The organism is Flavihumibacter profundi (genome assembly GCF_020076305.1).
Taxonomy (GTDB): Bacteria; Bacteroidota; Bacteroidia; order Chitinophagales; family Chitinophagaceae; genus Flavihumibacter; species Flavihumibacter profundi.
This window is the reverse complement of the sequence record NZ_JAIQXE010000004.1, coordinates 64,674-89,660: the sequence shown is the minus strand read 5'-3', so window position 1 is coordinate 89,660 and position 24,987 is coordinate 64,674. Positions and strand designations below refer to the sequence as shown.

At 42.9% G+C, this 24,987-nt stretch carries 20 protein-coding genes and 1 tRNA gene; 13 read left to right on the top strand and 8 right to left on the bottom strand.

Annotated features, from left to right (window positions below; translation table 11 throughout):
- Positions 1–7 precede the first annotated feature (7 nt).
- From LAQ65_RS18730 to LAQ65_RS18695, 8 genes are read left to right on the top strand one after another with little or no spacing between them, the layout of a single operon-like run.
- Positions 8–1,135 carry a DegT/DnrJ/EryC1/StrS family aminotransferase gene (locus LAQ65_RS18730; protein WP_224118540.1) on the top strand — a complete coding sequence of 376 codons (1,128 nt, stop codon included), beginning with the start codon at positions 8–10 and terminating at the stop codon, positions 1,133–1,135.
- Positions 1,136–1,162: 27 nt separating this feature from the next.
- Positions 1,163–2,488, top strand: coding sequence for a UDP-glucose dehydrogenase family protein (locus tag LAQ65_RS18725; protein WP_224118539.1), 1,326 nt, complete (start codon positions 1,163–1,165; stop codon positions 2,486–2,488).
- 3 nt (positions 2,489–2,491) lie between these two features.
- Entirely contained in the window at positions 2,492–3,475 is a 984-nt protein-coding gene (locus LAQ65_RS18720; RefSeq protein WP_224118538.1) for a UDP-glucuronic acid decarboxylase family protein, read from the top strand.
- Positions 3,475–4,761 carry a nucleotide sugar dehydrogenase gene (locus LAQ65_RS18715; RefSeq protein ID WP_224118537.1) on the top strand — a complete coding sequence of 429 codons (1,287 nt, stop codon included), beginning with the start codon at positions 3,475–3,477 and terminating at the stop codon, positions 4,759–4,761. Before LAQ65_RS18720 ends, LAQ65_RS18715 begins: the two co-directional genes overlap by 1 nt.
- The gene (gene rfbB / locus LAQ65_RS18710; RefSeq protein ID WP_224118536.1) at positions 4,761–5,825 is read left to right on the top strand and encodes a dTDP-glucose 4,6-dehydratase; all 1,065 of its coding nucleotides are present in this window, start codon (positions 4,761–4,763) and stop codon (positions 5,823–5,825) included. Before LAQ65_RS18715 ends, rfbB begins: the two co-directional genes overlap by 1 nt.
- A 2-nt stretch (positions 5,826–5,827) precedes the next feature.
- Positions 5,828–6,382, top strand: a complete 555-nt coding sequence (gene rfbC / locus LAQ65_RS18705; RefSeq protein ID WP_224118535.1) for a dTDP-4-dehydrorhamnose 3,5-epimerase — start codon at positions 5,828–5,830, stop codon at positions 6,380–6,382.
- 4 nt (positions 6,383–6,386) lie between these two features.
- Positions 6,387–7,274, top strand: a complete 888-nt coding sequence (rfbD, locus tag LAQ65_RS18700) for a dTDP-4-dehydrorhamnose reductase (RefSeq protein WP_224118534.1) — start codon at positions 6,387–6,389, stop codon at positions 7,272–7,274.
- A 48-nt stretch (positions 7,275–7,322) separates the two neighbouring features.
- Positions 7,323–7,946, top strand: coding sequence for a hypothetical protein (locus LAQ65_RS18695; RefSeq protein WP_224118533.1), 624 nt, complete (start codon positions 7,323–7,325; stop codon positions 7,944–7,946).
- 9 nt (positions 7,947–7,955) lie between these two features.
- Here LAQ65_RS18695 and LAQ65_RS18690 read toward each other — a convergent pair whose 3' ends face one another.
- Both LAQ65_RS18690 and LAQ65_RS18685 read right to left on the bottom strand, forming a co-directional pair.
- Positions 7,956–8,288, bottom strand: a complete 333-nt coding sequence (locus tag LAQ65_RS18690) for an MmcQ/YjbR family DNA-binding protein (RefSeq protein WP_224118532.1) — start codon at positions 8,286–8,288, stop codon at positions 7,956–7,958.
- 44 nt (positions 8,289–8,332) lie between these two features.
- Positions 8,333–8,403, bottom strand: a tRNA-Gln gene (locus LAQ65_RS18685).
- A 121-nt stretch (positions 8,404–8,524) separates the two neighbouring features.
- Here LAQ65_RS18685 and LAQ65_RS18680 point away from each other — a divergent pair.
- A complete protein-coding gene (locus LAQ65_RS18680; protein WP_224118531.1) occupies positions 8,525–9,826 on the top strand; it encodes an aminotransferase class V-fold PLP-dependent enzyme in 1,302 nt (433 codons plus the stop codon).
- A gap of 22 nt (positions 9,827–9,848) precedes the next feature.
- Here LAQ65_RS18680 and tyrS read toward each other — a convergent pair whose 3' ends face one another.
- A complete protein-coding gene (tyrS, locus tag LAQ65_RS18675) occupies positions 9,849–11,132 on the bottom strand; it encodes a tyrosine--tRNA ligase (RefSeq protein WP_224118530.1) in 1,284 nt (427 codons plus the stop codon).
- Positions 11,133–11,263: 131 nt separating this feature from the next.
- On the opposite strand from tyrS, the gene LAQ65_RS18670 reads away from it, so the two are divergent.
- From LAQ65_RS18670 to hscA, 3 genes are read left to right on the top strand one after another with little or no spacing between them, the layout of a single operon-like run.
- The gene (locus tag LAQ65_RS18670; RefSeq protein WP_449536202.1) at positions 11,264–12,367 is read left to right on the top strand and encodes a putative type IX sorting system protein PorV2; all 1,104 of its coding nucleotides are present in this window, start codon (positions 11,264–11,266) and stop codon (positions 12,365–12,367) included.
- Between the two features lie 30 nt (positions 12,368–12,397).
- The gene (gene porU2 / locus LAQ65_RS18665; protein WP_224118528.1) at positions 12,398–17,521 is read left to right on the top strand and encodes a putative type IX secretion system sortase PorU2; all 5,124 of its coding nucleotides are present in this window, start codon (positions 12,398–12,400) and stop codon (positions 17,519–17,521) included.
- A gap of 38 nt (positions 17,522–17,559) precedes the next feature.
- Positions 17,560–19,428 carry a Fe-S protein assembly chaperone HscA gene (gene hscA / locus LAQ65_RS18660; protein ID WP_224118527.1) on the top strand — a complete coding sequence of 623 codons (1,869 nt, stop codon included), beginning with the start codon at positions 17,560–17,562 and terminating at the stop codon, positions 19,426–19,428.
- A gap of 1 nt (position 19,429) precedes the next feature.
- Here the strand turns inward: hscA and LAQ65_RS18655 are convergent, their stop codons facing one another.
- The 5 genes from LAQ65_RS18655 to LAQ65_RS18635 form a co-directional block, all read right to left on the bottom strand.
- Positions 19,430–21,127 carry an LIC_10190 family membrane protein gene (locus tag LAQ65_RS18655; protein WP_224118526.1) on the bottom strand — a complete coding sequence of 566 codons (1,698 nt, stop codon included), beginning with the start codon at positions 21,125–21,127 and terminating at the stop codon, positions 19,430–19,432.
- Position 21,128: 1 nt separating this feature from the next.
- Complete coding sequence (locus LAQ65_RS18650; protein WP_224118525.1) at positions 21,129–21,875, bottom strand: class I SAM-dependent methyltransferase; 747 nt, start codon at positions 21,873–21,875, stop codon at positions 21,129–21,131.
- On the bottom strand, positions 21,872–22,588 hold the full coding sequence (locus LAQ65_RS18645; protein ID WP_224118524.1) for a glycosyltransferase family 2 protein: 717 nt from the start codon (positions 22,586–22,588) through the stop codon (positions 21,872–21,874). The genes LAQ65_RS18650 and LAQ65_RS18645 overlap by 4 nt, the downstream gene beginning before the upstream one ends.
- Positions 22,589–22,654: 66 nt before the next feature.
- Positions 22,655–23,251: a riboflavin synthase gene (locus LAQ65_RS18640; protein WP_224118523.1), complete on the bottom strand. Its 597-nt coding sequence runs from the start codon at positions 23,249–23,251 to the stop codon at positions 22,655–22,657.
- Positions 23,252–23,286: 35 nt separating this feature from the next.
- Positions 23,287–24,588, bottom strand: coding sequence for a hypothetical protein (locus tag LAQ65_RS18635; RefSeq protein ID WP_224118522.1), 1,302 nt, complete (start codon positions 24,586–24,588; stop codon positions 23,287–23,289).
- 73 nt (positions 24,589–24,661) lie between these two features.
- On the opposite strand from LAQ65_RS18635, the gene rpsU reads away from it, so the two are divergent.
- Positions 24,662–24,925 (top strand): 30S ribosomal protein S21, encoded by a 264-nt coding sequence (gene rpsU, locus LAQ65_RS18630; protein ID WP_224118521.1) that lies wholly within the window; start codon positions 24,662–24,664, stop codon positions 24,923–24,925.
- The last annotated feature ends 62 nt before the right edge of the window (positions 24,926–24,987 follow it).

Here is a 24,987-nt window from a genome sequence, read left to right as displayed (position 1 = left end):
AAGAATTATGCGGCCAATTCAAATGGTAGACCTTAAGCAGCAATACCTGCAAATTAAGCAGGAAGTAGATGCTGCTATTCATGAAGTAATAGATAATGCATCTTTTATTAATGGAAAAGCTGTGCAGGATTTCGCCGCCGGATTGGCGGCCTATCTTGGTGTGAAACATGTGATCCCTTGTGCTAATGGTACCGATGCCCTGCAGATTGCCATGATGGCACTAGACCTGCAGCCCGGCGATGAAGTGATTTCGCCCTCGTTTACCTATATCGCAACAACCGAAGTGGTGGCCCTGCTAAAACTGAAACCGGTTTTTGTTGATGTTGATCCGAAAACATTTTGTATTGACCCTGTTGCTATAGAAAAAGCCATCACCCCGAAAACAAAGGCAATTGTTCCTGTTCATTTATACGGACAGGCGGCAGATATGGAAGCAATAATGGCCATAGCGAAAAAATATTCACTTGCAGTTATTGAAGATAATGCACAGGCAATCGGCAGTGACTTCTGTTTTAGCGACGGCCGCAAACAAAAAACAGGAAGCATAGGCACTATTGGCTGTACATCATTTTTCCCTTCAAAAAACCTGGGATGTTATGGCGATGGCGGTGCTATTTGTACTAATGACGATGCCCTCGCCGATAAAATGAAAAAGGTTGCCAACCATGGCCAGAGTAAAAAGTATTACCACGATATCGTTGGCTGTAACAGCAGGCTTGACAGCATCCAGGCAGCCGTACTGAATATAAAGTTACCAAGGCTCGATGCTTATATTAACGCCCGCCGGAAAGCAGCTGATTTTTATGACAACGCTTTTGCGGGCAATCCGAAAATTGCAGTGCCTTTCCGTGCTGCAAACAATAAGCATGTTTTTCACCAGTATACTTTACAACTCGAAGGGGTAGACCGGGATGGACTGAACCAATTCCTGGCCGATAACCAGGTGCCTTCCATGATTTATTATCCTGTTCCGGCACACCGGCAGCAAATGTTTGCAGCGTCCGGAGCCGCATCTTATGTATTACCCGTTACAGACTGGCTTACAGAAAGAGTTATATCCCTGCCAATGCACACTGAACTGGACCAGGAGCAGCTGAATTACATTACTTCGAAAGTGCTTGAATACGTAAAATAACTACCATAAACCAAGTCGTAATACCACATGAAAATTGCAGTTGTAGGAACCGGATATGTAGGCCTTGTTACAGGCACTTGCTTTGCAGAAACAGGTAATGAAGTTACCTGTGTTGATATCGATCAGAAAAAGGTTGACAAGTTGAGCAATGGTGAAATAACCATTTATGAGCCCGGGCTTGAAAAACTTTTCCTGCGTAATTTGAAAGAAGGGCGGTTGAAGTTTACCACTAACCTTGCTGAAGGCATCAATGACGCCAAAATTGTATTCCTCGCATTACCTACACCTCCCGGTGAAGATGGTTCTGCAGATTTAAAATATGTATTGGGTGTTGCGGAAGATATAGGCAAATTGCTGACCGACTATAAAGTATTGGTAGATAAAAGTACTGTTCCCGTTGGTACAGCTGAAAGGGTAAGGCAGGCCGTTGCTAAAAATTATTCCGGGGAATTTGATGTGGTTTCCAATCCCGAGTTTCTGCGGGAAGGGGTTGCCGTTGATGATTTCATGAAACCCGATCGCGTTGTCATAGGTGTAACTTCTGAAAGGGCCCGGAAACTGATGGGTGAACTATATGCGCCTTTTGTAAGGTCTGGAAATCCTGTTATATATATGGATGAACGGTCTGCAGAACTCACCAAGTATGCAGCCAATTCTTTCCTGGCAACCAAAATCTCTTTCATGAATGAAATCGCACAATTGTGCGAGCGCCTCGATGCTGACGTTGATATGGTGAGATTGGGCATTGGCAGTGATGACCGTATTGGCAAAAGATTCCTTTTCCCGGGGATAGGTTATGGCGGCAGTTGTTTTCCAAAAGATGTTCAGGCACTGGTGAAATCATCCACAGAAGCAAATTATGATTTCCAGATTCTGAGTGCTGTTATGAAAGTGAATGAAATCCAGAAATTGCACCTGGTTCCCAAAATAAAAGACTTTTTTAAGGGTAACCTGAAGGGCAGGCATTTTGCTGTATGGGGACTGGCTTTCAAACCCAATACGGACGATATCCGCGAAGCTCCCGCCTTATACATTATCGACGAGTTACTGGGGGCAGGTGCCACTGTAACTGCGTTCGATCCGGAAGCCATGAAAAATGTACAGCAATTGTATAACGGGAAAATTCAGTTTGCAGAAAACCAGTATGATGCGCTTGCTGGAGCTGATGCCCTGATCATTGCCACTGAATGGAATGAATTCAGGACCCCGGATTTCCTGAAAATTGTTACCCAAATGAAATCTAAAACAATATTTGATGGGAGGAATCTGTTTGATGTTAAGGCCATTGCTGAATTGGGATTTCATTATGAAAGCATAGGTCGTAAACCGGTTACCCAAACAAGAAATAACTAAAGAATGGCTGCAAAACGCGTACTTATAACAGGTGCTGCCGGTTTTCTTGGCTCGCATTTATGTGATCGCTTTATCAAGGAAGGCTTTCACGTGATTGGCATGGACAACCTGATTACCGGTGACCTGCGAAACATTGAACATTTGTTTAAGCTTGAACAGTTTGAATTTTACCATCATGATGTAAGTAAGTTCATACATGTGCCGGGCGAATTGCATTATATACTCCATTTTGCTTCCCCGGCCAGTCCGATTGATTACCTGAAAATCCCGATCCAGACCCTTAAGGTTGGCGCGTTGGGAACACATAATTGCCTTGGGCTGGCTAAGGCAAAAAATGCCCGGATGCTGGTGGCTTCAACTTCGGAAGTGTATGGGGATCCGTTGGTACATCCGCAAACCGAAGACTATTGGGGAAATGTAAATCCCGTTGGTCCAAGGGGCGTTTATGATGAATCAAAAAGGTTTATGGAATCGATCACCATGGCCTACCATACTTTTCACCAGCTGGAAACCCGTATTGTGCGGATATTTAACACCTATGGTCCAAGGATGCGGTTGAATGACGGTCGTGCTTTACCGGCATTTATCGGCCAGGCATTAAGAGGCGAAGACCTTACGGTTTTTGGTGATGGTTCACAAACAAGGTCATTTTGCTATGTGGATGACCTGGTGGATGGAATTTACCGGTTACTGATGAGTGATTATGCCTATCCCGTGAATATTGGTAACCCTGATGAAATATCCCTGAAAGAATTTGCGGAAGAGATAATCAAGCTAACAGGCACAGCCCAACAGATTGTTTATAAACCTTTGCCAACGGATGATCCACGGCAGCGCAAGCCCGATATCACCAGGGCCAGAACACTCCTTGGTTGGGAACCTAAGGTCAGCAGGTCTGAGGGTGTCCGTATTACCTATGAGTATTTTAAATCCCTTCCCCACGAAGAACTTTATAAACAACCCAAGGAATTTAAAAGCATACACTAATGAAAATTTACCAGGACCTTACCGAAAAAAAAGAAAAACTCGCCGTTATTGGTTTAGGGTATGTTGGATTGCCACTCGCCCTTGAGTTCGCCAAAAAACTATCTGTCATTGGATTTGATATCAACACTCACCGGGTGGAAATGATGCGCAATGCCATTGATCCGAGTAAAGAGGTAGCCGCCGAAGAGTTCAAAGGCAGGGATATTGAATTTACAGATGACCTGGAAGTATTGCGTACAGCTAAATTTTACATTGTAGCCGTGCCAACTCCGGTTGATAAGTATAATGTACCAGATCTGAAACCGCTTGTTGGCTCATCAACGACAGTGGGAAAAGTGCTGAAACCGGGTGATTATGTAGTTTATGAATCCACCACTTATCCGGGTTGCACTGAAGAAGATTGCCTGCCCATACTTGAAAAAGTATCCGGACTGAAACTGGGCATCGATTTTAAACTTGGCTATTCTCCGGAGAGGATCAACCCCGGGGATAAAAAAAATACTTTAAGAACTGTTGTTAAAGTGGCTTCCGGCAGTGACGCAGAGGCTGCAGAAGAAATCGCCCAAACCTATGAACTGGTTGTAGATGCGGGTGTACACCGCGCGCCATCCATCAAGGTAGCCGAAGCCAGTAAAATTGTGGAGAATACCCAGCGCGATATGAATATTGCATTGATGAATGAATTGTCACTCATTTTTGACCGCATGGGAATTAATACTTATGATGTTATCGAAGCCGCCGGAACCAAATGGAATTTCCTGAAGTTTCAACCCGGGCTGGTTGGCGGTCATTGCATTGGTGTTGACCCATATTACCTGACGCATAAAGCTGCTTCGCTTGGATACCAGTCGAGGGTAATTGCAGCAAGCAGGTATATTAATGATGATATGGCTAAGTACCTGGCCAGGAAAATCATTAAGTATGTATTACGCAATTCAGATAACCCACGGGTACTGGTGAAGGGCGTAACCTTTAAGGAGAATGTAAGTGATATCCGCAACTCTAAAATTGTTGATACCGTAGAGGAATTGCGTGCGTTTAATATTCATGTGGATGTTGAAGATCCATATGCAGAACATGCTGAGGTAAAAGAGGAATACGGACTGCAATTAACGCGTCATGGTGGAAAAGATTATGATGCAGTAATTATTACGGTGCCACATGAACCATACCGCAATCTTGACGATGCGTATTTTGCCGGCATAACAAGGAACCATGGTGTAGTTGTGGATTTGAAAGGAATATACAAAGGCAAGATTAAATCACGTGTATACTGGAGTTTGTAATGAATAATTTCTCAAAAACTATTTTAATAACAGGTGGCGCCGGTTTCATTGGCTCACATGTTGTCCGGCTTTTTGTAAACAAATACCCGGCATACAATATTGTTAACCTGGATGCGCTGACGTATGCCGGTAACCTTGAAAACCTTAAAGACATTGAGTCTGCGCCGAATTATGTTTTTGAAAAAGGGGATATTACCGATGAAGGCCGGATGCAGGAATTATTCACCAAATATGTATTTGAAGGGGTAATTCACCTGGCTGCTGAAAGCCATGTAGACCGCAGTATCCTTGATCCACTGCAATTCGTTCGTACAAACGTATTGGGTACTGTGAACCTGCTGAATGTAGCCAGGAAATCATGGAACGGACAATATGAAGGCAAGCGGTTTTACCATGTTTCAACTGATGAAGTGTATGGTTCTCTCGGTGAGCAGGGGTTCTTCACCGAAGAAACGCCTTATGATCCGCGTTCCCCGTATTCGGCCTCAAAAGCATCCAGTGATCATTTTGTGATGGCTTACCACCACACCTATCATTTACCAGTGGTGATAAGTAATTGTTCTAATAATTACGGATCCCATCATTTTCCCGAAAAACTGATCCCCTTAATGATCAATAATATCAAAAACCAAAAACCTTTGCCTGTTTATGGCAAAGGTGAGAATGTTCGTGATTGGTTGTGGGTTGACGATCATGCGAGGGCTATTGATGTGATTTACCACAATGGAAGAGAAGGGGAGAAGTACAATGTTGGTGGGTTCAATGAATGGAAAAATATTGACCTGGTTCACCTGTTGTGTGCAATTATGGATAAAAAACTGCAAAGGGAACCGGGTGAATCAGCCAGGCTGATAACCTATGTTACCGATCGTCCGGGACATGACCTGAGGTATGCAATTGATGCTACAAAACTGAACAGGGAACTTGGCTGGAAGCCATCCCTTCAGTTTGAGGAAGGACTGGAAAAAACCGTTGACTGGTACCTGTCAAATGAAGACTGGATTAATCATGTAACCAGCGGCGATTATAAAAATTATTATGAGGCACTCTACGATCAACGATAATTATGGCGTTTACTGAAACCGGTTTTCCGGGATTATTAATTTATGAACCGCGGGTATTTGGCGATGACCGGGGGTATTTTTTTGAATCATATAATGCTGCTTTTTTCAAATCGCATGGCATCGATTATGTTTTTGTACAGGATAACCAGGCCAGGTCTGGCTACGGAGTAGTCAGGGGATTGCATTTCCAGAATGACCCTTATGCACAAACGAAATTGATCAGGACCCTGGAAGGGGTTATTCTTGATGTGGTGGTGGATTGCAGAAAGGGTTCGCCAACCTATGGACGGGTTTATACTATTGAATTGTCGGCAACAAATAAATTGCAATTACTGGTTCCAAAAGGATTTGCCCATGGATATTCAGTATTAAGTGAAACTGCAGAAGTCTTATATAAATGTGATATTTTCTACCATAAGGAGAGTGAAGGGGGCATATTGTTTAATGATCCGGCACTGAACATTGACTGGAAGGTCCCTGCAGATAAAATGGTGCTTTCAGACAAAGACAGGCATTATCCGCTGTTTGCTGAAGAACAACATTCATTTAGTTTTTAGCCAAATGAAAAAAATCCTTGTAACCGGGGCTGGTGGCCAGTTGGGCAGTGAGTTGCAGCAATTGTCTGCATTGTATACCCGTTTTAAGTTCCATTTTACTGACAGTAGGGAATTGCCCATAGAAGATGCTGCTGCTGTTGAACAATATTTTGCCACTTACCAACCTGATTATTGTATTAATTGCGCAGCTTATACGGCAGTTGACAAAGCTGAATCCGAGCCAGAAAAAGCAATGCTTGTGAACGGCACAGCCGTTGGTTTCCTGGCAGGCGCAGCAACAAGGCACAATTGCCGGCTCCTGCATATTTCTACAGATTATGTTTTTGATGGTTCAGCAAATGTGCCAATTACTGAAGATGCTCCTGTAAAACCCCTTGGTGCCTATGGCTTGTCTAAATTAAGAGGAGAAGAGCAGGCCTTGTCTTTGGCCCCTGATTCAATTATTATCAGGACATCCTGGGTCTATTCTGCCTTTGGTAATAATTTCGTGAAGACAATGATCCGTTTAATGGGTGAACGAAAAGAACTGAATGTGGTGAGTGACCAGTTTGGATGCCCAACTTACGCAGCCGACCTGGCAAAAGCAATATTGGATATTATTGTTTTCCTGGAATTACAACCGCATTCGCGGGAATTTGGGGGAATTTATCATTATACGAATAAGGGAATTATAAGTTGGTATGATTTTGCGGTAGCCATACGCGATCTGGTACACAGTCCCTGTGTGGTTCATCCCATTCCAACCACCGCATACCCCACACCAGCGCGGCGACCGGCTTACAGTGTATTGAATACCCATAAGATCAGGGAAACATTCTCACTGCCTGTTCTCCCCTGGAAAGATAGCCTGCAACACTGTATCCTTCAACTGCAACAATACCTGGCTGGATGAATTTATTTTGGATAGCAGTAAATAGTTTGAATAGCAAAAATGCAATACATGCCAGTCATGAATGACCAATTGAATCAAAGCCTGGAAACCATATTACAAAAGCCATCACTTCATGCCCGTTGGTTGAATACCCTTTCGATGCTTGAAAATGCAGGGGCCCGGAAGATCAAGCAATGTGAACATCCAGTTTTTGTGCCGGAAGATATCCTGAAGCATGCGGCTGAAGAAGCCCGGCATGCCTGGTTTCTCAAAAAGCAATTGAAAAAGCTGGGTAAAGACCTTTGTCCGACTTATGAGGCCCCCTTTATTATGGCACCGGTAATCAGTTCAAGGTATCTTCATTTGCTCGATACGCGGATTTGCAGGTACCTGAAACAACGCTTTGGGTTCAGTGGGCATGATTTGAAATATGCGGCATACCTGCTGGTAACTTATGCAATTGAAGTCAGGGCTGATGAATTATACCCTTTATACCAGGCTGCATTGAAAAAATACAACAGCACCATCAGTGTAAATAATATTATTGCCGAAGAGCAACAGCACCTTGCTTCAATGGAAAAGCAACTGCAAAAGTTATCACCGGATTGGAAGGAAATCTGTGCAACAGCCATAAAAGAAGAAGCCGGTTTATACAATGAATGGCTTTCTGCGGTCTTTGCGGAAATACACTGATGATTTCTTTTATTTTCGTTTAGGCATCCCTGCCAATACAAGATCGTAGGAATCCCGTATCCATTTATAGAGCATGGTATCACTGATTGTGTTATCAATTATGATGGTATTCCAGTGCTTCTTATTCATATGATACCCGGGTGTTACGGACGGGTATCTCTCCCTTAATTCCACCGCTTCATCCGGATTACATTTCAGGTTGATACTTTCAAAAAGTTCCAGGTTGGTCAGTGCAAACATCTTGCCCCTTACTTTAAAAACAAGGGTGTCTTCACCAAAAGGAAATTCTTCCGTCACTTCAGGCAGGGAAAGGCAAAATTGCTGAAAGCTTTCGATATTCATACTAAAAGAAAAAGCCGCAACTTTTATCAGTTACGGCTTTTTTGTTGGCCTACCAGGATTCGAACCTAGACAAACAGAACCAAAATCTGTCGTACTACCATTATACTATAGGCCAATCCTTCCCAATTGGGAGTGCAAAAATAATGGGCAGGGCCATTACTGCCAAAAATTTCTGAAAAAAACAACAGTATAGTTCATGTCAGTAATAGATATTAGTTTTAACAAAAATCTGCACCATGTCAACATCAGGAAGAAGAAAGTTTTTAACTGGTATGGGTAAATTGGGCCTGGGTTCCCTGTTGGCCGCTGTTACAACCCCTGTCTGGAGCCGCGAACTGGAAAGAAACCTGGATCGCTTTCAACTATTTTCAGCTGATGAACTGGCCGGTGAAGAAGATTTCTGGTATGCGGTACAGCAATCATATACTGTTTCTCCGTCATTGATCAACCTTAATAATGGTGGCGTCAGCCCCTCTCCAAGGGTTGTGCAGGAAGCCATGAAAAAGTACCTTGACCTCTGTAATGAGGGACCGAGTTATTATATGTGGCGGATTTTGGACCAGGGACGCGAACCCCTGCGCCGTAACCTTGCCCAGGTGGCAGGATGCGATACTGAAGAGATCGCTATCCAGAGAAATGCATCTGAAGCGCTTGAAACGGTCATATTTGGACTGCCTTTAAAAGCGGGTGATGAAGTGGTTCTGAGTAAACAGGATTACCCGAATATGATCAATGCCTGGAAACAGCGGGAGCTGCGCGATGGTATAAAGCTTGTTTGGATTAACCTTGAACTCCCTTCTGAAGATAACAGTTACCTGGTAGGCCAGTATACCAAAGCCTTTACCGACAAAACCAAGGTTGTACACATTACCCATATCATAAACTGGAATGGCCAGATTTTGCCGGTCAGGGCTATAGCCGATGCAGCCCATGCCCGCGGTATTGATGTGCTGGTAGATGGCGCCCATAGTTTTGCCCATTTCAAATTTACTATTCCCGAATTAGGTGCCGATTATTTTGGAACCAGCCTGCACAAGTGGCTAAGCGCCTGCATCGGCAGCGGTTTGCTGTATGTTAAAAAGGAAAAGATTGCGCCCATTTTTCCCTTCTTTGCTTCAGGAGATGCTCACAGTGCCGATATCCGGAAATTCGAAAGCCTTGGGACAAGACCATTTTTTATTGAACAGGCTACAGGGAAAGCCATCGAATTCCACCAGATGATCGGAGCAGAAAGAAAAGAGCAAAGGCTGCTTTACCTTAAAAATTACTGGATGAACCAGGTGAAAGATATTCCAGGCGTTACACTGGGAACTTCCATGAAAAAAGGATTCGGTTGCGCTATAGGGTTAGTATCAGTAAAGGACAAAAAACCGGCCGACCTGGAGAACCACCTTTTTAATAAATATAAGATACATACGGTTGGTATTGAGTGGGAAAACATTAAAGGTGTCAGGATAACACCCCATGTATATACCACTCCCCAACAGCTCGATATCCTGGTGGAAGGAATTAAAGATTTTACCGTTAAAAAATTCTAGGCCGAAATTAGAATGGTTTAAATCATTCCACTTTTACCAGGAAATAATGTTTCTTCCCTTTTTGTACCAGCAGGTAGCGATCCTTTAAAAGAGGTGTAGCGCTTACCTTGGCATCAATAGCTTCCACTTTGGTCTTGTTCAGGCTTATCCCTCCGCTTTGCACCATTTTGCGCGCTTCACCTTTGCTGGGAAAAATACCTGTTTCAGCGAGGAAGCTGACAATATCGGTCCCCTCTTCAAAAGTTTGCCGGGGATAATGGTGGGTAGGAACTCCATCAAGGGCTTGTAATAACTGTGGTTCGGAAAGGCTTTGCAGCAGTTCAGTTGTTGCGTTGCCAAATAATATTTCTGAGGCTTTAACCGCAAATTCATACTCCTCCCGGCCATGGACCAGGCTGGTAATTTCCCCGGCCAGTTTTTTCTGGAGGGTCCTGGTATGTGGGGCCGCCTGGTGTTCTGTAGCCAGTGCCTCTATTTCGTCCTTCGATAGAAAAGTAAATATCCTGATCCATTTTACCGCATCTTCATCTGTAGCATTCAACCAAAACTGGTAAAACTGGTAAGGCGAGGTTTTAGACGGATCAAGCCAGACATTTCCTTTTTCTGTTTTCCCGAATTTTCCACCATCTGCTTTGGTCAGCAACGGGCAGGTAAAGGCAAAAGCTTCACCGCCAGCCATCCGTCGGATCAATTCAGTGCCGGTGGTAATATTACCCCACTGGTCACTACCGCCCATTTGCAACTTGCAGTTCTTATGGGTATATAACCAGTAAAAATCATATCCCTGGATCAGTTGGTAAGTAAATTCGGTAAAGCTGATGCCACTATCTCCCTCGATCCTTTTCCGTACACTATCCTTAGACATCATATAATTTACTGTTATATGTTTGCCGGTATCGCGGATAAAATCAAGGAAACTGATATTCCTGAACCAGTCATAATTATTGACCATTTCTGCAGCATTGGGCAGGGTGGGATCAAAATTGAGGAACCTGCTCAATTGGGCACTGATTCCCTTTAGATTGTGCTGTAATGTAGCTTCATCGAGCATTTTTCTCTCCTCGGACTTAAAACTGGGGTCTCCAACCATTCCGGTAGCGCCGCCAACCAGGGCGAATGGCTTATGGCCGGCTTTCTGGAGATGTACAAGAAGTAGAATTGGTACGAGGCTTCCTATATGCAGACTGTCTGCCGTAGGGTCAAAACCGATATAAGCCGAGGTCATTTCCTTTTTTAGCTGTTCTTCTGTTCCGGGCATAATATCCTGTAACATGCCCCTCCAACGTAATTCTTCAATTAAATTCATAAAAACGCTGCAATTTGCAGCAAAACTAAGGCAATAAACGCGCACTCGTAGCGTGCAATATAGGGCAGCGCCAAGCGTTAGTGTTCATTACCATCATTTTGCTTATCCTGAAAGTTGACGCAATGAATAGCATGATCAAGTGGCTGATCTTTCTTTTTTTCCTTTTTCCGTCTTTACTGATGGCCCAATTCCGAAAATATTCCAATGAATTTTTAAATATTGGTGCCGGGTCGAGGGGATTGGCCATGGGTTCTGCCCAGGTGGCTTCAGTAGCGGATGGAACTGCAGGCTACTGGAACCCGGCAGCCCTGGTGCAGGTTAAGGACCAGCCGCAGGTTGGCTTTATGCACGCAGAGTATTTCGCGGGGATCGGGAAATACGATTACGCCAATGTCGCTATTCCACTGAAAGACGGTAAAAGAACGATTGGCCTCTCCATGCTGCGTTTTGCCGTGGATGATATCCCCAATACGGTTTTCCTGGTGCAACCTGATGGGAGTATCAATTTTGATAATATCACTACTTTTTCTTCCGCAGATTACGCCTTTCTCTTTTCCTATGCCCAGCAACTTAAAATGAAAGGCGAGGGAAAAAAGCTGAACCTCGGATTTAATGCTAAAGTGATCCACCGTAAGGCCGGCGATTTTGCCACTGCCTGGGGATTCGGTTTTGATGCGGGGGTACAATACATCAATAAGCGTTTGCAACTAGGTGTAGTTGCCCGTGATGTTACCACCACTTTTAATGCCTGGTCTTACAGTATCAACGATAAAATGCGTGAAGTTTTTTATGTAACGCAGAATGATATCCCTGTAAAATCAACTGAGTTAACAGCTCCAAAACTGATAGGCGGTGCTTCCTATAATTTCAGGCTGAGTAAATCGGTGAACCTGCTGGCCGAGGCTAACCTCGACTTTACTTTCGATGGTCGAAGGAATACCGTGGTCAGTTCCTCTGCTGTGAGCATCGATCCAAAAATCGGGTTGGAAGCTTCAGTGAAAAATGTATTTTTCGTAAGGGCGGGTATTAATAATTTCCAAAAGGTACTGGAAGACGCAGACAGCACCTATAAAAAGAAGGTCTGGATTTACCAGCCTGCTATCGGTGCAGGTTTTAAATTGCAGAATGTATCCATAGATTATGCTTTCACCAACCTGGCTAACCAATCAAACCCATTATATACGCATGTATTTTCTATTAAGCTGGACCTGGTGAAAAAAAATAAAAAAAAGTAAGCAGTTGAGTGTATGAGAAACAACCCTAGAATGAAAATCAGGAGATTAACTTTTTTGCTGCTGGCGTTTATGGCCTTTAGTGTTGAGGCTATTTCACAACCTTTCAATAATGAATGGATCAATTATAATAACACCTATTTTAAATTTAAGGTAGGAAAGGATAGCTTATACCAGATTGGGCAAGCTCTCCTGCAACAAAATGGCCTGGGTTCAACACCGGTTGAACAATTCAGGTTATATCGCAATGGGGTGGAAGTACCTCTTTATACTTCAGTGTCGAGTGGTATGCTGCCAGCAGGAGGTTATCTTGAATTTTGGGGCAGGGCCAATGACGGTGAACCAGACCGGCCTTTGTACCGCAGGCCGGAATACCAGCACGTAACTAACTATAACCTGCATTCTGATACAGCAATCTATTTTTTAACGGTTGAAGCTACTTCGCCCAATAAACGATATGCTGATGTTGTTAATGACGTGAATGGGAATACAATACCGGTTGAACCCTATTTCCTGTACAAAACGGGTAATCGGTTTAAGGAACAGCAAAATCCTGGCTTTGCAGCTGACCTCGATGAATATGTGTATTCCTCTTCCTATGATAAGGGAGAATTTTGGAGCAGCTGGGATATCAATGAAAGAGAAACGCGTTCGGAAACTCTTAATAACCTGAAAGCGGTAACAGGTGGTCCTAATGCAATTATTAATTTTGGTGCATTTGGAAAAACAGTAAAGCCAAGAAGGATAAAATTATCACTTAACGGAACTGTTTTGCAGGATACTGCCATGAACTATTTTGACGACCTGGTTTCTACAGTCAGTTTTCCTTCAGCAAGTTTGGCTTCAGGTACTGTTACTGTTTCATTTACGAATGTGCAACCCCCACCTACACCCACTGAGAACTATACCGACCATTTCGTGTTGTCTTATTATGATTTGATCTACCCCCGTGAGTTTGATTTCAATAATTCCAGCCAGTTTTATTTTGAACTGGAAGCCCGCACACAAGGATATTACCTCGAAATAAAAAATTTCAATTCGGCCGGATCCACCCCTGTTTTATATGATCTGGAAACAAGGGAAAGATATGTAGCCAACATAGCCCTTGCCGGAGTACTTCGATTTGTTTTAAAAGGTTCAGCAACTCAGCGGAAAATGGTGTTGGTTAACCCGCAGGCAGGATTTGTTGCCCAAGTGAATTCATTAACCCCGCGGACTTTTACAAATTATGCCAACAATGCTGTCCAGGGGAATTACCTGATTATTTCCAATCCGAAATTGTATAATGGCAGTGGCGGTGCTAATCCCGTTGAAGCCTATCGCTTGTATAGGAGCTCAACCGCCGGTGGTTCTTACAATAGTAAGGTGTACGATATTAATGAGCTTACCGACCAGTTCGCATTTGGTATCAAGGGACATCCCCTTGCAGTGAAAAATTTCATCCGTTTTGCAAGGGCTTCCTTTTCACAGCCTGTATCCAAAGTCTTTTTAATAGGGAAGGGCGTAAACTATTCGGAATATAAGTATGTCACCAACTGGGATATTCCTACTTATGAAGAACAGCCCCGTTTAGATGAATTGAACCTGGTGCCTACTTTTGGTTATCCAGGTTCTGACAATATGCTGGCTTCGGTATCCTCAACAAGTGCAGTAGCGGTTACGGAGATTGGTCGCCTTTCCGCAGTAAGTGCCACTGAAGTAGAAGACTACCTCGAAAAAGTGAAGGAATATGAACAGGTTCAGCAATCTGCCCCCAATACAACTGCCGGCAGGCTTTGGATGAAAAATATCCTGGAAGTAACAGGCGCCACAAATGCACTTTTGGGAACCCAGCTTTGTAACTATATGTCGACCTACAAAATCCTTGCAGAAGATACTTTGGTAGGGGCAAATGTTACAGAGATCTGCAAGTCGATTTCTGATCCTGGTGGCGATCAATCCAGCGCACAGCTAATCCGTTCCAAATTTGAAGATGGCATGAGTATGCTCACCTATTTTGGTCACTCCAGTGCCACTACCCTGGAATTCAGTATTGAAAATCCGGAAACCTATAATAACCATGGGAAGTACCCGGTGTTTTCAGTAAATGGTTGTTACGCTGGTGATTTGTTCAGGTATAACCTGCAACGCTTTAACGAATTACAAACCTTGTCTGAAAAATTTACACTTACCAGGCAAAGGGGAAGCATTGCATTTATTGCCAGTACCCATTTTGGAATTACTTCCTACCTGGATGTTTACCTGCGTGCATTCTACACTAAAATGGGAAAAACCGATTATGGTGCTTCAATTGCTAAATTAACTGAAGATGCTTTGGCGGAAATGCTTAATAATTACGGCCAGTTTGATTTCCTTGCAAGGACCCATGCCGAACAGATAAACCTGCATGGCGACCCTGCACTAGTAATGAATTTTCAGCAAAAGCCAGACTATATTATTGAAGAACCCCTTGTGCTTGTGGACCCCTCTTTTATTTCAGTGGCTGACCAGAATTTCCTGGTAAAATTTCGGTATTATAATATGGGCAAATCTACCAACGATTCCGTTCAGGTTGATGTGAAAAGGACTCGTCCGGATGGTACAATAGTCACTATATTCAGCCAGAAACGCCCCCCGTTCAAATACGTTGATTCCCTGTCTTTCGTACTGCCCATTGTTGCTACAACTGATAAAGGGCTAAATAAAATAAGTATTGTGCTGGATGGTGTTGGACAGATAGATGAAACCGATGAAAATAATAATTCAGTAATAAAATCCTGTTACATATATCAGGATGGGGCTACACCTATTTTCCCTTATAACTATGCGATCGTATCCGATCCGGCACAAAAGTTTTTTGCATCAACAGCTGATCCATTTAATAAAACAAAACAATATGTTTTAGAAATTGACACTACTGCCTTATTTAATTCGTCACTTAAAAAGGCAGTAAATTTATCTTCTGTAGGTGGTGTACTTGAATTTACTCCGCAAATGAGTTTTGTGGATAGCACTGTGTATTATTGGCGCACTGCTATGGTGCCAAATCCGGATTCGCCATATGTGTGGGGTAAGGCATCTTTTCTTTTCAGGAATATAAAACAGGAAGGGTTTAACCAGTCGCATTTTTATCAACATAAAAATTCTGTTACAAACCATGTGTTCATCGATTCTTCTTCCAGGGTTTGGGAATTCACTAATAAACAGAATGACCTCTTTATCCGGCAGGCTACCTATCCGACGGCATCAGGTGAACAGGCCGATTTTACCATCAATCCTAATGATGAAGGTCCAACTGGAGCTGGTTGCCTTTATGATGAACTCATTTTCCATGTGCTCGATAAAAACACTTTCAAATTGTGGCCGAATGATTTTTCGGGACCAACCGGATTGTATGGCAGTTACCGGTCTGTTTGCGGCGGAGGCCGGGAAAGTAATTTTGAATACCCGATTAACACCAGGGATTGGCGCAAAAAAGCAATGGACTTTCTGGACATCATTCCCGACGGGTCTTATGTGGTGGTAAGGAACAATGGCAATCCCGATCCGGCAGGCAATACCTACCCTGATGTTTGGCGTGCAGATACGGCAGTATTCGGATCCAACAATTCGCTATATCACCGGTTATTCAACCAGGGTTTTAAAGATATTGATAGTGCCAACAGGCCAAGGGGATGGGCATTTATTTTCAGGAAAAACTCTCCAACCAGTTTTACTCCTGTAAGCAAATTTACTGTAGATGCCTATGATAAAATAGCTTTTAGTGTGTTCTGCACAACACCACAATCTAATGGAACTATTACATCACCTGTATTTGGCCCTGCTAAACAGTGGCATGAAATGCGCTGGGCTGGCCGTTCCCTTGACCAACCCGTGAATGATGTTGTGAATATTTCCATTATCGGTGTTATGAATGACGGAACAGAAAAAATTTTAAGGGATGTTGCAATGAATGAAAAAAGGGTCGATATTTCTGACATTGACGCAACTGTTTATCCAAACCTGAAACTCAGGATGGATAATAAGGATACCATTACACTTACTCCTTACCAGCTCGACTATTGGCGGCTTATTTATGATCCGGTTCCTGAAGGGGCGCTTGCACCAAACCTCTTCTTTACAACCCGCGATACCGTCGAGTTGGGTGAAATAGTGAATTTTGGCATCGCCTTCAAGAATGTTAGTCATGTTGCTTTTGACAGCCTGAAAATGAAATTGATTTTGACCGATCACAATAACGTTCCGCATGTATTGCCACAGGGCTTATTAAAACCATTGATTAGCGGCGATACCATTATTTTCAGGTATAGTATCGACACAAAAAATTATCCCGGACTGAATACTTTGTACGTTGAATTCAATCCCGATAACCATCAGCCGGAACAATACCATTTCAACAATTTCCTGTTCCGCAACTTGTATGTACGATACGATAAAACGAACCCTGTATTAGACGTTACTTTTGATGGTACCCATATATTAAGTGGCGATATTGTGTCCGCAAGGCCCTGGATCCAGATCAGGCTGAAAGATGAATCTAAATTCCTTTTACTGAAAGACACTTCCTTGATGCGGGTAAGGGTGAAATTCCCCGATGGATCTGTTAAATCATACAGATATGATAACGATACCGTACGGTTTACTCCGGCAATGAATGCATCAGATAACACGGCTACCATTGATTTCAGGCCTTCCTTCCTGAAGACATACAGGGAAGATGGAATTGATAATTATGAATTGTCTGTAAACGGAAAGGATGCCAGCAATAATATTGCCGGTAAAATTGATTACAATATCAATTTCCTGGTGATTAACAAACCAATGATCTCAAACCTGCTGAATTACCCGAATCCATTTACCACGTCAACAGCCTTTGTATTTACCATAACCGGTAGTGAAATCCCAAACAATATTAAAATACAGATACTGACGGTAACAGGTAAGGTAGTCCGTGAAATAACCGGCGATGAATTGGGGCCGCTGCATATTGGCCGGAATATTACCGAGTTTAAATGGGATGGAACAGACCAGTTTGGACAGCGTCTTGGAAATGGGGTATACCTATACCGGGTGATTTCTATGCTGAATGGTAAAAAAATGGACAAATTCAAGTCGGAAAGGGACAATACGGACAAGTATTTTACCGGTGGATATGGAAAAATGTACCTGATGCGCTAATTGTTATCTTTGCGGCGGTTACAAATGAAAAAAACTCAATGGCAAAGATCGGCATCAATATAGCAACAGGCAGTTTACAGCAGGAAGAAATGATAGTGGGCATTGACCTTGGAACTACCAACAGCCTTGTAGCAATCATTCATCCTGAAAGCAAAAAACCGGTTGCACTGAAAGAACACAATAGTTCCTCCCTGGTTCCCTCCATCATACATTTTGGGGAACATGGTGACGTAACCGTAGGCGACGAGGCCAGGAAATTCCTGGTCAATGACCCGGCAAATACTATTTTTTCGGCAAAGCGCCTGATGGGTAAATCATACGATGATATCAGGAACAATGCTTCTTTTTTTACCTACAAAGTCATCGATGACAATACAGACAGCCTGGTAAAAATCCAGGTTGGGGATAAATTCTATTCCCCTATTGAATTGTCTGCTTTCATTTTGCGGGAACTAAAATCGCGTGCAGAGCATATCCTGAAAACACCAGTTTCAAAAGCTGTGATTACTGTACCCGCCTATTTTAATGATGCGCAACGGCAGGCAACCCGCGATGCGGGAAAGCTGGCTGGCCTGGATGTACTTAGAATCATAAATGAACCAACAGCGGCAAGCCTTGCTTATGGGTTAGGTGTTAAGGGCGATGAGGAAAAGGTAATTGCAGTTTATGATTTGGGGGGTGGGACATTTGATATTTCCATCCTTCGGATCAGCAATGGTATTTTTGAAGTGCTTTCCACAAATGGCGATACTTACCTTGGCGGTGATGACTTCGACAGGGAAATTGTGCAGAACTGGATGAAAGAGCATGATATATCTTCTGAACAGTTGAATAGTAATAAAGAATTGATGCAACAGTTGCGCCTCAAAGCCGAAGAGGCGAAAAAACACCTTGGGAAGCAGGATGTTTACATTAGTAATGTTGACGATTATCAATTACAGATCACTGCTGCTGAATTCGAAAAGCTGATTCAGCCGCTGGTTAAAAAAACTTTAGTTGCCTGTGAAAATGCATTGAAAGACGCAGGATTTAGCGTTGCAGGTATCCAGGAAATAGTTATGGTTGGCGGATCAACAAGGGTTAACCTGGTAAAACAGGAGGTCAGCAGGTTTTTTGGTAAACCCGTACATGCTGAATTGGATCCCGATGAAGTTGTAGCCCTGGGAGCAGCAGTACAGGCCGATATACTGGCAGGTAACAATAAAGATTTCCTGCTCCTCGATATTACACCACTTTCCCTCGGCGTTGAAACTATGGGTGGTTTAATGGATGTGCTGATACCCAGGAATTCAAAAATCCCCACACGGGTTGCGCGACAATATACTACACAAAAAGACGGACAAAGCGGTATTAAGATAGCCGTTTACCAGGGCGAAAGGGATCTTGTAAAAGATAATCGCAAACTTGCTTCTTTTGATCTCACGGGTATTCCGGCTATGCCTGCCGGGTTGCCAAAAGTGGAATTGAGTTTTATGATCAATGCGGACGGAATATTAGTGGTTAAAGCAAAAGAGTTACGAAGCGGAGTGGAACAGGTTATTCAAGTTAAGCCACAATATGGGCTGACCGATGAAGAAGTGGAAACCATGCTTATGGATTCGATCCTACATGCAAAGGAAGATATCGCCACAAGGGCATTGGTTGAAGCACAAACGGAAGCCAGGCAATTAATTGATTCTACTGCAACTTTTGTAGAAAAGAATAAGATACATTTAACGGCAGATGAAATGACTAATACTGCTGATGCTATTGAAAAGCTTTCTGCACTCGTTGAATCAGGCACAAAAGACCAGATACAAGCCCAGATTGAATTGTTGAATGAATTGTCGAAACCATATGCTGAAAGGCTGATGGACCTGGCTATCCAGAGAGCTATTAGCGGAAAGAATATTACCGATAATTTTTAAGCTATTGCGGTTTTGGGCGAAATCCCTCCTTTACAGAAATTCCCCTTGGATAAAAGGTGATGCAATCGTTATTGGCGCAGGGCACAGTTGAAAGCCCGCAACCATTTGGACCATCAGGAAGGTAGATGGTCATTCCCTGGCATTTGGAGGTGGTTAGCTTTGTTGGCAGTACACCGTACGGTTGCCAGATATTCTTAGTATCAAAATACCGGTGCAGGCGATAACCATCATAACTGATGATAACCAGGAATATCGCTGCAAGGGCTATTTTACCCAGCATCACCGATAGTTGTAGAAGCGGGAATTTTTCAGATGCAAGATATATGGCCGATAAAATAACCGGCACCAGGAATGCCTGTGAAAATCTTGGGGCAGGCGCTTTGACAGTGAGCAATACACAACAGATAAAACAAACCAGTACTATCCAAATAAAAGGTTTGTTTTTTTGTGAAAGCAGTTTCTTTAAGAAAATCAGGTTCACCAGTGTTGCCAGCAAAGCCGCTATAATAAAAAGTTTTTCTGCAAGTGCATATTGTTGCCACCAGATAGGCAACCATTCACCAACTGATAGTCCCATTGCCGGTGAATAGTCCGCTATTGTTACATTTCCTACCCGCGCATAGGCCGTGATGTATTCATCAATTTCATGGGCCAGGGACTGGCTAAGTTTCCAGTCGGGGTGAAAAAAATCGAAATAACCGGATGGAAATAAAGGGTATCCCGATACAATGATATTGCGAAACAGGAAAGGTAAAATAGACAGAACCGGGATGACTACCAGTAGTAGTATCCTTTTACGCACAGCCATTGCAGGTAGCAGGAAATAGAAAAACGGAACTAACAATAAAACTGGTAAGGCCGATAGTTTCAGTGATGCGGAAAATGCAAGTAAAATAAGGGCCATTATAGTTTTACTGGCAGGTGGTGGGTTGGGTTCACCTGTTAGCAGCAGGTAAAAACTTGTCCATAAGAAAATGCAAATTATGAAATCCGGATTGGCGGATGAAGCGGCCAGGTAAACCATTGTGCTAACGCCAAAACTGGCAAGGCAAAGGGCAAGCCACAGTAGTAAATGTGCAGTTGCTTTTCCCGTCTTAATCATTCTGCTTAGCGATACAGACAAGTATAATACAAACCAGCTTAGTACGGTTGAATTAATAAAGGTAAGGGCACTTGTTCCGGTAAAATCAAATTGAAACAGGGCACATAAAATAAACCAGCTGCTTTGGAGTCCCAGCCTGCCGTTAATATTGGCAATGCCCGGTACTAATGGATATTTAAGGTTCCAGGCAATAATCGGTGCATGGTAACCCAGCGTGTCGGGATGGATGATAAACCAGGAACCAACAACCAGGATAAAAATAATACTGCTTAAAAGGAATAAAATTCCGATAAGATCCAGTTCCCTGAAGGTTGTCAAAAGAACCGTTTTCAGGCTTGTTAAAGTATCGTGGTTTTTTAAAAACAATATGAACAGTGGCAGGACCAAAAACACTTGTATTGGCCAGCCACCCATGGCAAAGAAAACGGAAAGAATCTGTGCAAGGATACCAATCAGGGAAAGGCCGAACAGGCTGATAATGGGAAAACTGTTCGTGTATTTTTCCTGCAGTAGTGAATTTATTACTGAAAGGGCAAGGGATCCCCATGCCCAGGAAATAAGACTGATGTAAAGAATTGCTATGATTATCTGTATCATGTTACCCTTTCTTTTCACCGATGAAGATGATGGAAAGTCCGGCTATTTTATGTGTCACCCGATCAATTGCTTTATTCAGGGGGACCAGTGCCTCGTAGATGGTCATTTCCCCGGATTCCAAAGCTTTCCTGCTTAAAATTTTGCCAAAGACAAACCAGCCGGCAATGCCGGTAAAATTGAAAAATAGCCAATGCTTTATGTTAAACCCGTTTTCCCGGAGTAAAGACCTCATGGTACTTTTGGTATACCTCCTGAAGTGGCCGAGCCCGGCATCGATGGCGGTAAATAAAAATGGATAGGCAGGGGCCAGCAGGATCAATCGCCCATTGGCCACAAGCAGGCTTCCTGCATTACGGATTGCCCTTTCGTGGTCTTCAATATGTTCAATTACATTCAATAATACAATGGTGTTAAATTTTTCAAGCAGGTGGGCGTTGCTTGTGGCAAAATCGGGTGCAACAAGGTCAAGGCTAAGAACATCTTCCAGTGATGGGTTATCCGCAAAACGGGTTTTCAGGTGGGAACAATAATCAGAGTTAAGGTCTGATAAGGTAACCTGTTGATTATCGGTCAGTAAATAAGAAGAGATATTGCCGATACCACTGCCAATTTCCAGAACGCGGCCGGTAATATAAGGCTTGATGACTGCATACATCCATCGGTTGAATTTTTTTGCCGAAGCAATGACCATCAGCGTGCTGGCGCCAACCGGGTCATTCTGGGAAATGATTTTATCGGGCATAATCATTTCGGGAATATATTATACTTGAAAATACAGTAGATAGTATACACACCATCAGTCCATTTAATTTTCTTGCCTTCGTCATAAGTGCGGCCATAGTAAGCAATGCCCACTTCGTAGATCCTGATTTGTTTTATACGGCTGATTTTTGCTGTTACCTCCGGTTCAAATCCGAATCCTTTTTCCTTTAAGCTGATTTGTTTTAGCATATCAGCACGGAAGAGTTTATAACCGGTTTCCATATCAGTAAGGTTCAGTTGCGAAAACAGGTTAGACAGGAAGGTGAGGAACTTATTACCTATTGTATGGAAAAAAAACAAAACCCTGTGGGGGCCTGCACCTATAAACCTTGATCCATATACAACATCTGCATGGCCGTCAATAACAGGCTGAAGAAGTTTATTATAATCTTTCGGGGAATATTCAAGGTCTGAATCCTGGATAATCACAATTTCACCTGAAGCTGCAGCAAGGGCGGTTTGCACAGCCGCGCCCTTACCTGCATTTTTGGCGTGTCGTATTGAGGTAACTGGTGCTCCCGGATTTTTTTCCAGGTAAGCAGTTATGGCAATTTGGGTGCCATCTGTCGAGCCGTCGTCAACAACGATAATCTCTTTTTCAAGATCATGATCAAGCTTTACTGCAATAATATTATCCAATACCCTGGCAATTAATTTTTCTTCGTTGTAACAGGGGATTAGAATACTGAATTTTTTCAAAACGGCTATTTGGCGGGTAATTTAATTCTTTTTGATTGTATGCTATAGTGCAGAAGGGTTACCCGCTTACTGCATGCCTTTTACCTGGGCTATTCGGTTTACATATTTCCCGATAAGATCAAATTCTATGTTTACCAGTGTGCCTTCCTCTGTGTCACTGAAAGTGGTATGGGTATAGGTATAAGGAATGATGGCCACAGTAAATTCATTTTCGGAAACATCAAAAATGGTCAGGCTTGTCCCATTGATACTGATGGATCCTTTTTCGATAACGAAAGCAGCAAATTCTTCGGGGAACCTGAACCTGAATTCCCAGCTGCCCTGGCGATCCCTTTTAGCAATACAGGTTGCCCTGCAATCCACATGCCCCTGAACTATGTGTCCGTCAAGGCGTCCGTTCAGAAGCATGCAGCGTTCAAGGTTAACCTTGTCGCCGACTTTCCAGGATTCCAGGTTAGTTTTTTGCAGGGTTTCAGCAATGGCAGTAACCCTTGACCTTTCTTCTTCAAGAGCATCTATAGTTAAACACACACCATTATGCGAAACACTCTGGTCTATCTTCAATTCATGTGCAATAGGGGAGCTGATCCAGAAGATGGCATTTGTTCCATCCTTTTCTATTTTCTCGATCCTTCCAATGGCTTCTATTATTCCGGTAAACATAAGCGCAAATTAACAGTTAATAAAGCATGAACCATTTAGTTGAAATATCCCGGGCTAAAATAGGTAGGGTTGCCGAAAATTAGCAATACATGCCATACCAGGGCCAGTATCCATAAAAAGAGGGTGAATTGCCAGCCAGGATTACTAGAGTTTAAATAAAGCGCAGCCAGAAAATAAATAAGGGGTGCAAAGCTTAGGGCCAGACGATCGGCGTAATAGCCCAGCAACCAGAAAAAAAGCAGGCAGGTACCAAAGGTGAAAGCCATTTGCTGTGCAGCTTGACGGGAGAGTTTAGCACTGATAGTATGTAAGGATGTCGTACCTATATTGATACTGCAATATAAAATTGCAGATACAAGGAAGAATGCAGGCACCAGCAGGCTACCCATGCTTTGCATAAATAATATACTGTTGGTATACAAAGCGGAAAAAAAGTCCCCTGCTGATTGTTGTAAACTGTCTGCTATCCATATAAATTGCCGGTATTCTGCCACTTCTGCACTGTAAAATGGAACGCCATGCAATTTTAAATAACCTATCCATAAAATCACAGGCAATGCAAAGCAGAAAGTCATTATGAATAGGGTAAAAGCCTGTTGCCACCTATAGGACTGGTTTGTAAGTCTCAGGTAGTTCCAGTATCCGAAAAGCAAAACAGGACATAACATTAAAAAGGAACCATAGAAAAGCAGCAAAATGCCAGAGGCCCCGCATAGCAGGAATAACCGCAACTTATTGCCTGCGTATTTAGATACCTGCATTCCCGCATACAACAACAACAATGGTGTAAGGATATTAAAAACCTGCACGTGGGGTGACCAGAAGAAAAGTTTAGTGACCGGGTTGTCAACCAACAGGAAGAGGAACAGGTATCGGATAGAACCAACTTTCCAGGGTCCGATGAAATGGGTAACAAGGCTATCAAAAAGGGATAATGAAATAACGAGAACGACAATGTTGAGAAGTACAAAAGCGCTGTAAAATGCAAACCAGCGCGCTATTTTTTCTTTTTCTTTCGTGGGATATTTATCAGCAATCCTGGCCTGGAAGAACTTTTCCAGTTTATCACGGAAAGGGTAGGTGCAACCATAAATAACAGATCCCAGCAGGTTTCCCGCAAAAATATAGCCTGGCCTTGATTGCCGGAGCTGGTTTTTTTCAGTTAAAATGGAGGGTTTAATGGCCAGGGAAACGAAGGCAAATGCGTCTCCGTTTACACGAACGCCCATTTTCTGGTTGAGCCGGATATAAAAATCTCCCCATTTATGAATAGCATCTGCCGGAAATTCCCTTGGGCTAAAAAGGAAAGAAACATTAGCCAACAAGATGATAATCAAATAAGTACATAATTTTCTCATATACAATCAGGCAGTCAGCAAATATAGGCTACCCGCAATTGCAGAAAGAAAAATGATTTGGATAAAATGTATTCTTTCCTATCTTTGCCGTCCAAAAAATTACCAAAGGAGGTATATTACCATGCTGATCATCGATTCAAAAGATTGTGAAAACATCGACAAGGCCCTCAAGAAGTACAAAAAGAAATTTGAGAAGGCTAAAGTGCTGTTGCAACTGAGAGAGCGTCAATCATTCACCAAGCCGTCTATTAAACGTCGTGCACAAGTGTTGAAAGCAGTTTATAAGCAACAACTCGCTACCGGAAAGTTCGAATAATAACAGTTAATTCTGTTTTTCATAGTGTTATGGGATAGCAGCAAAGTAGTAGCTTTGCTGCT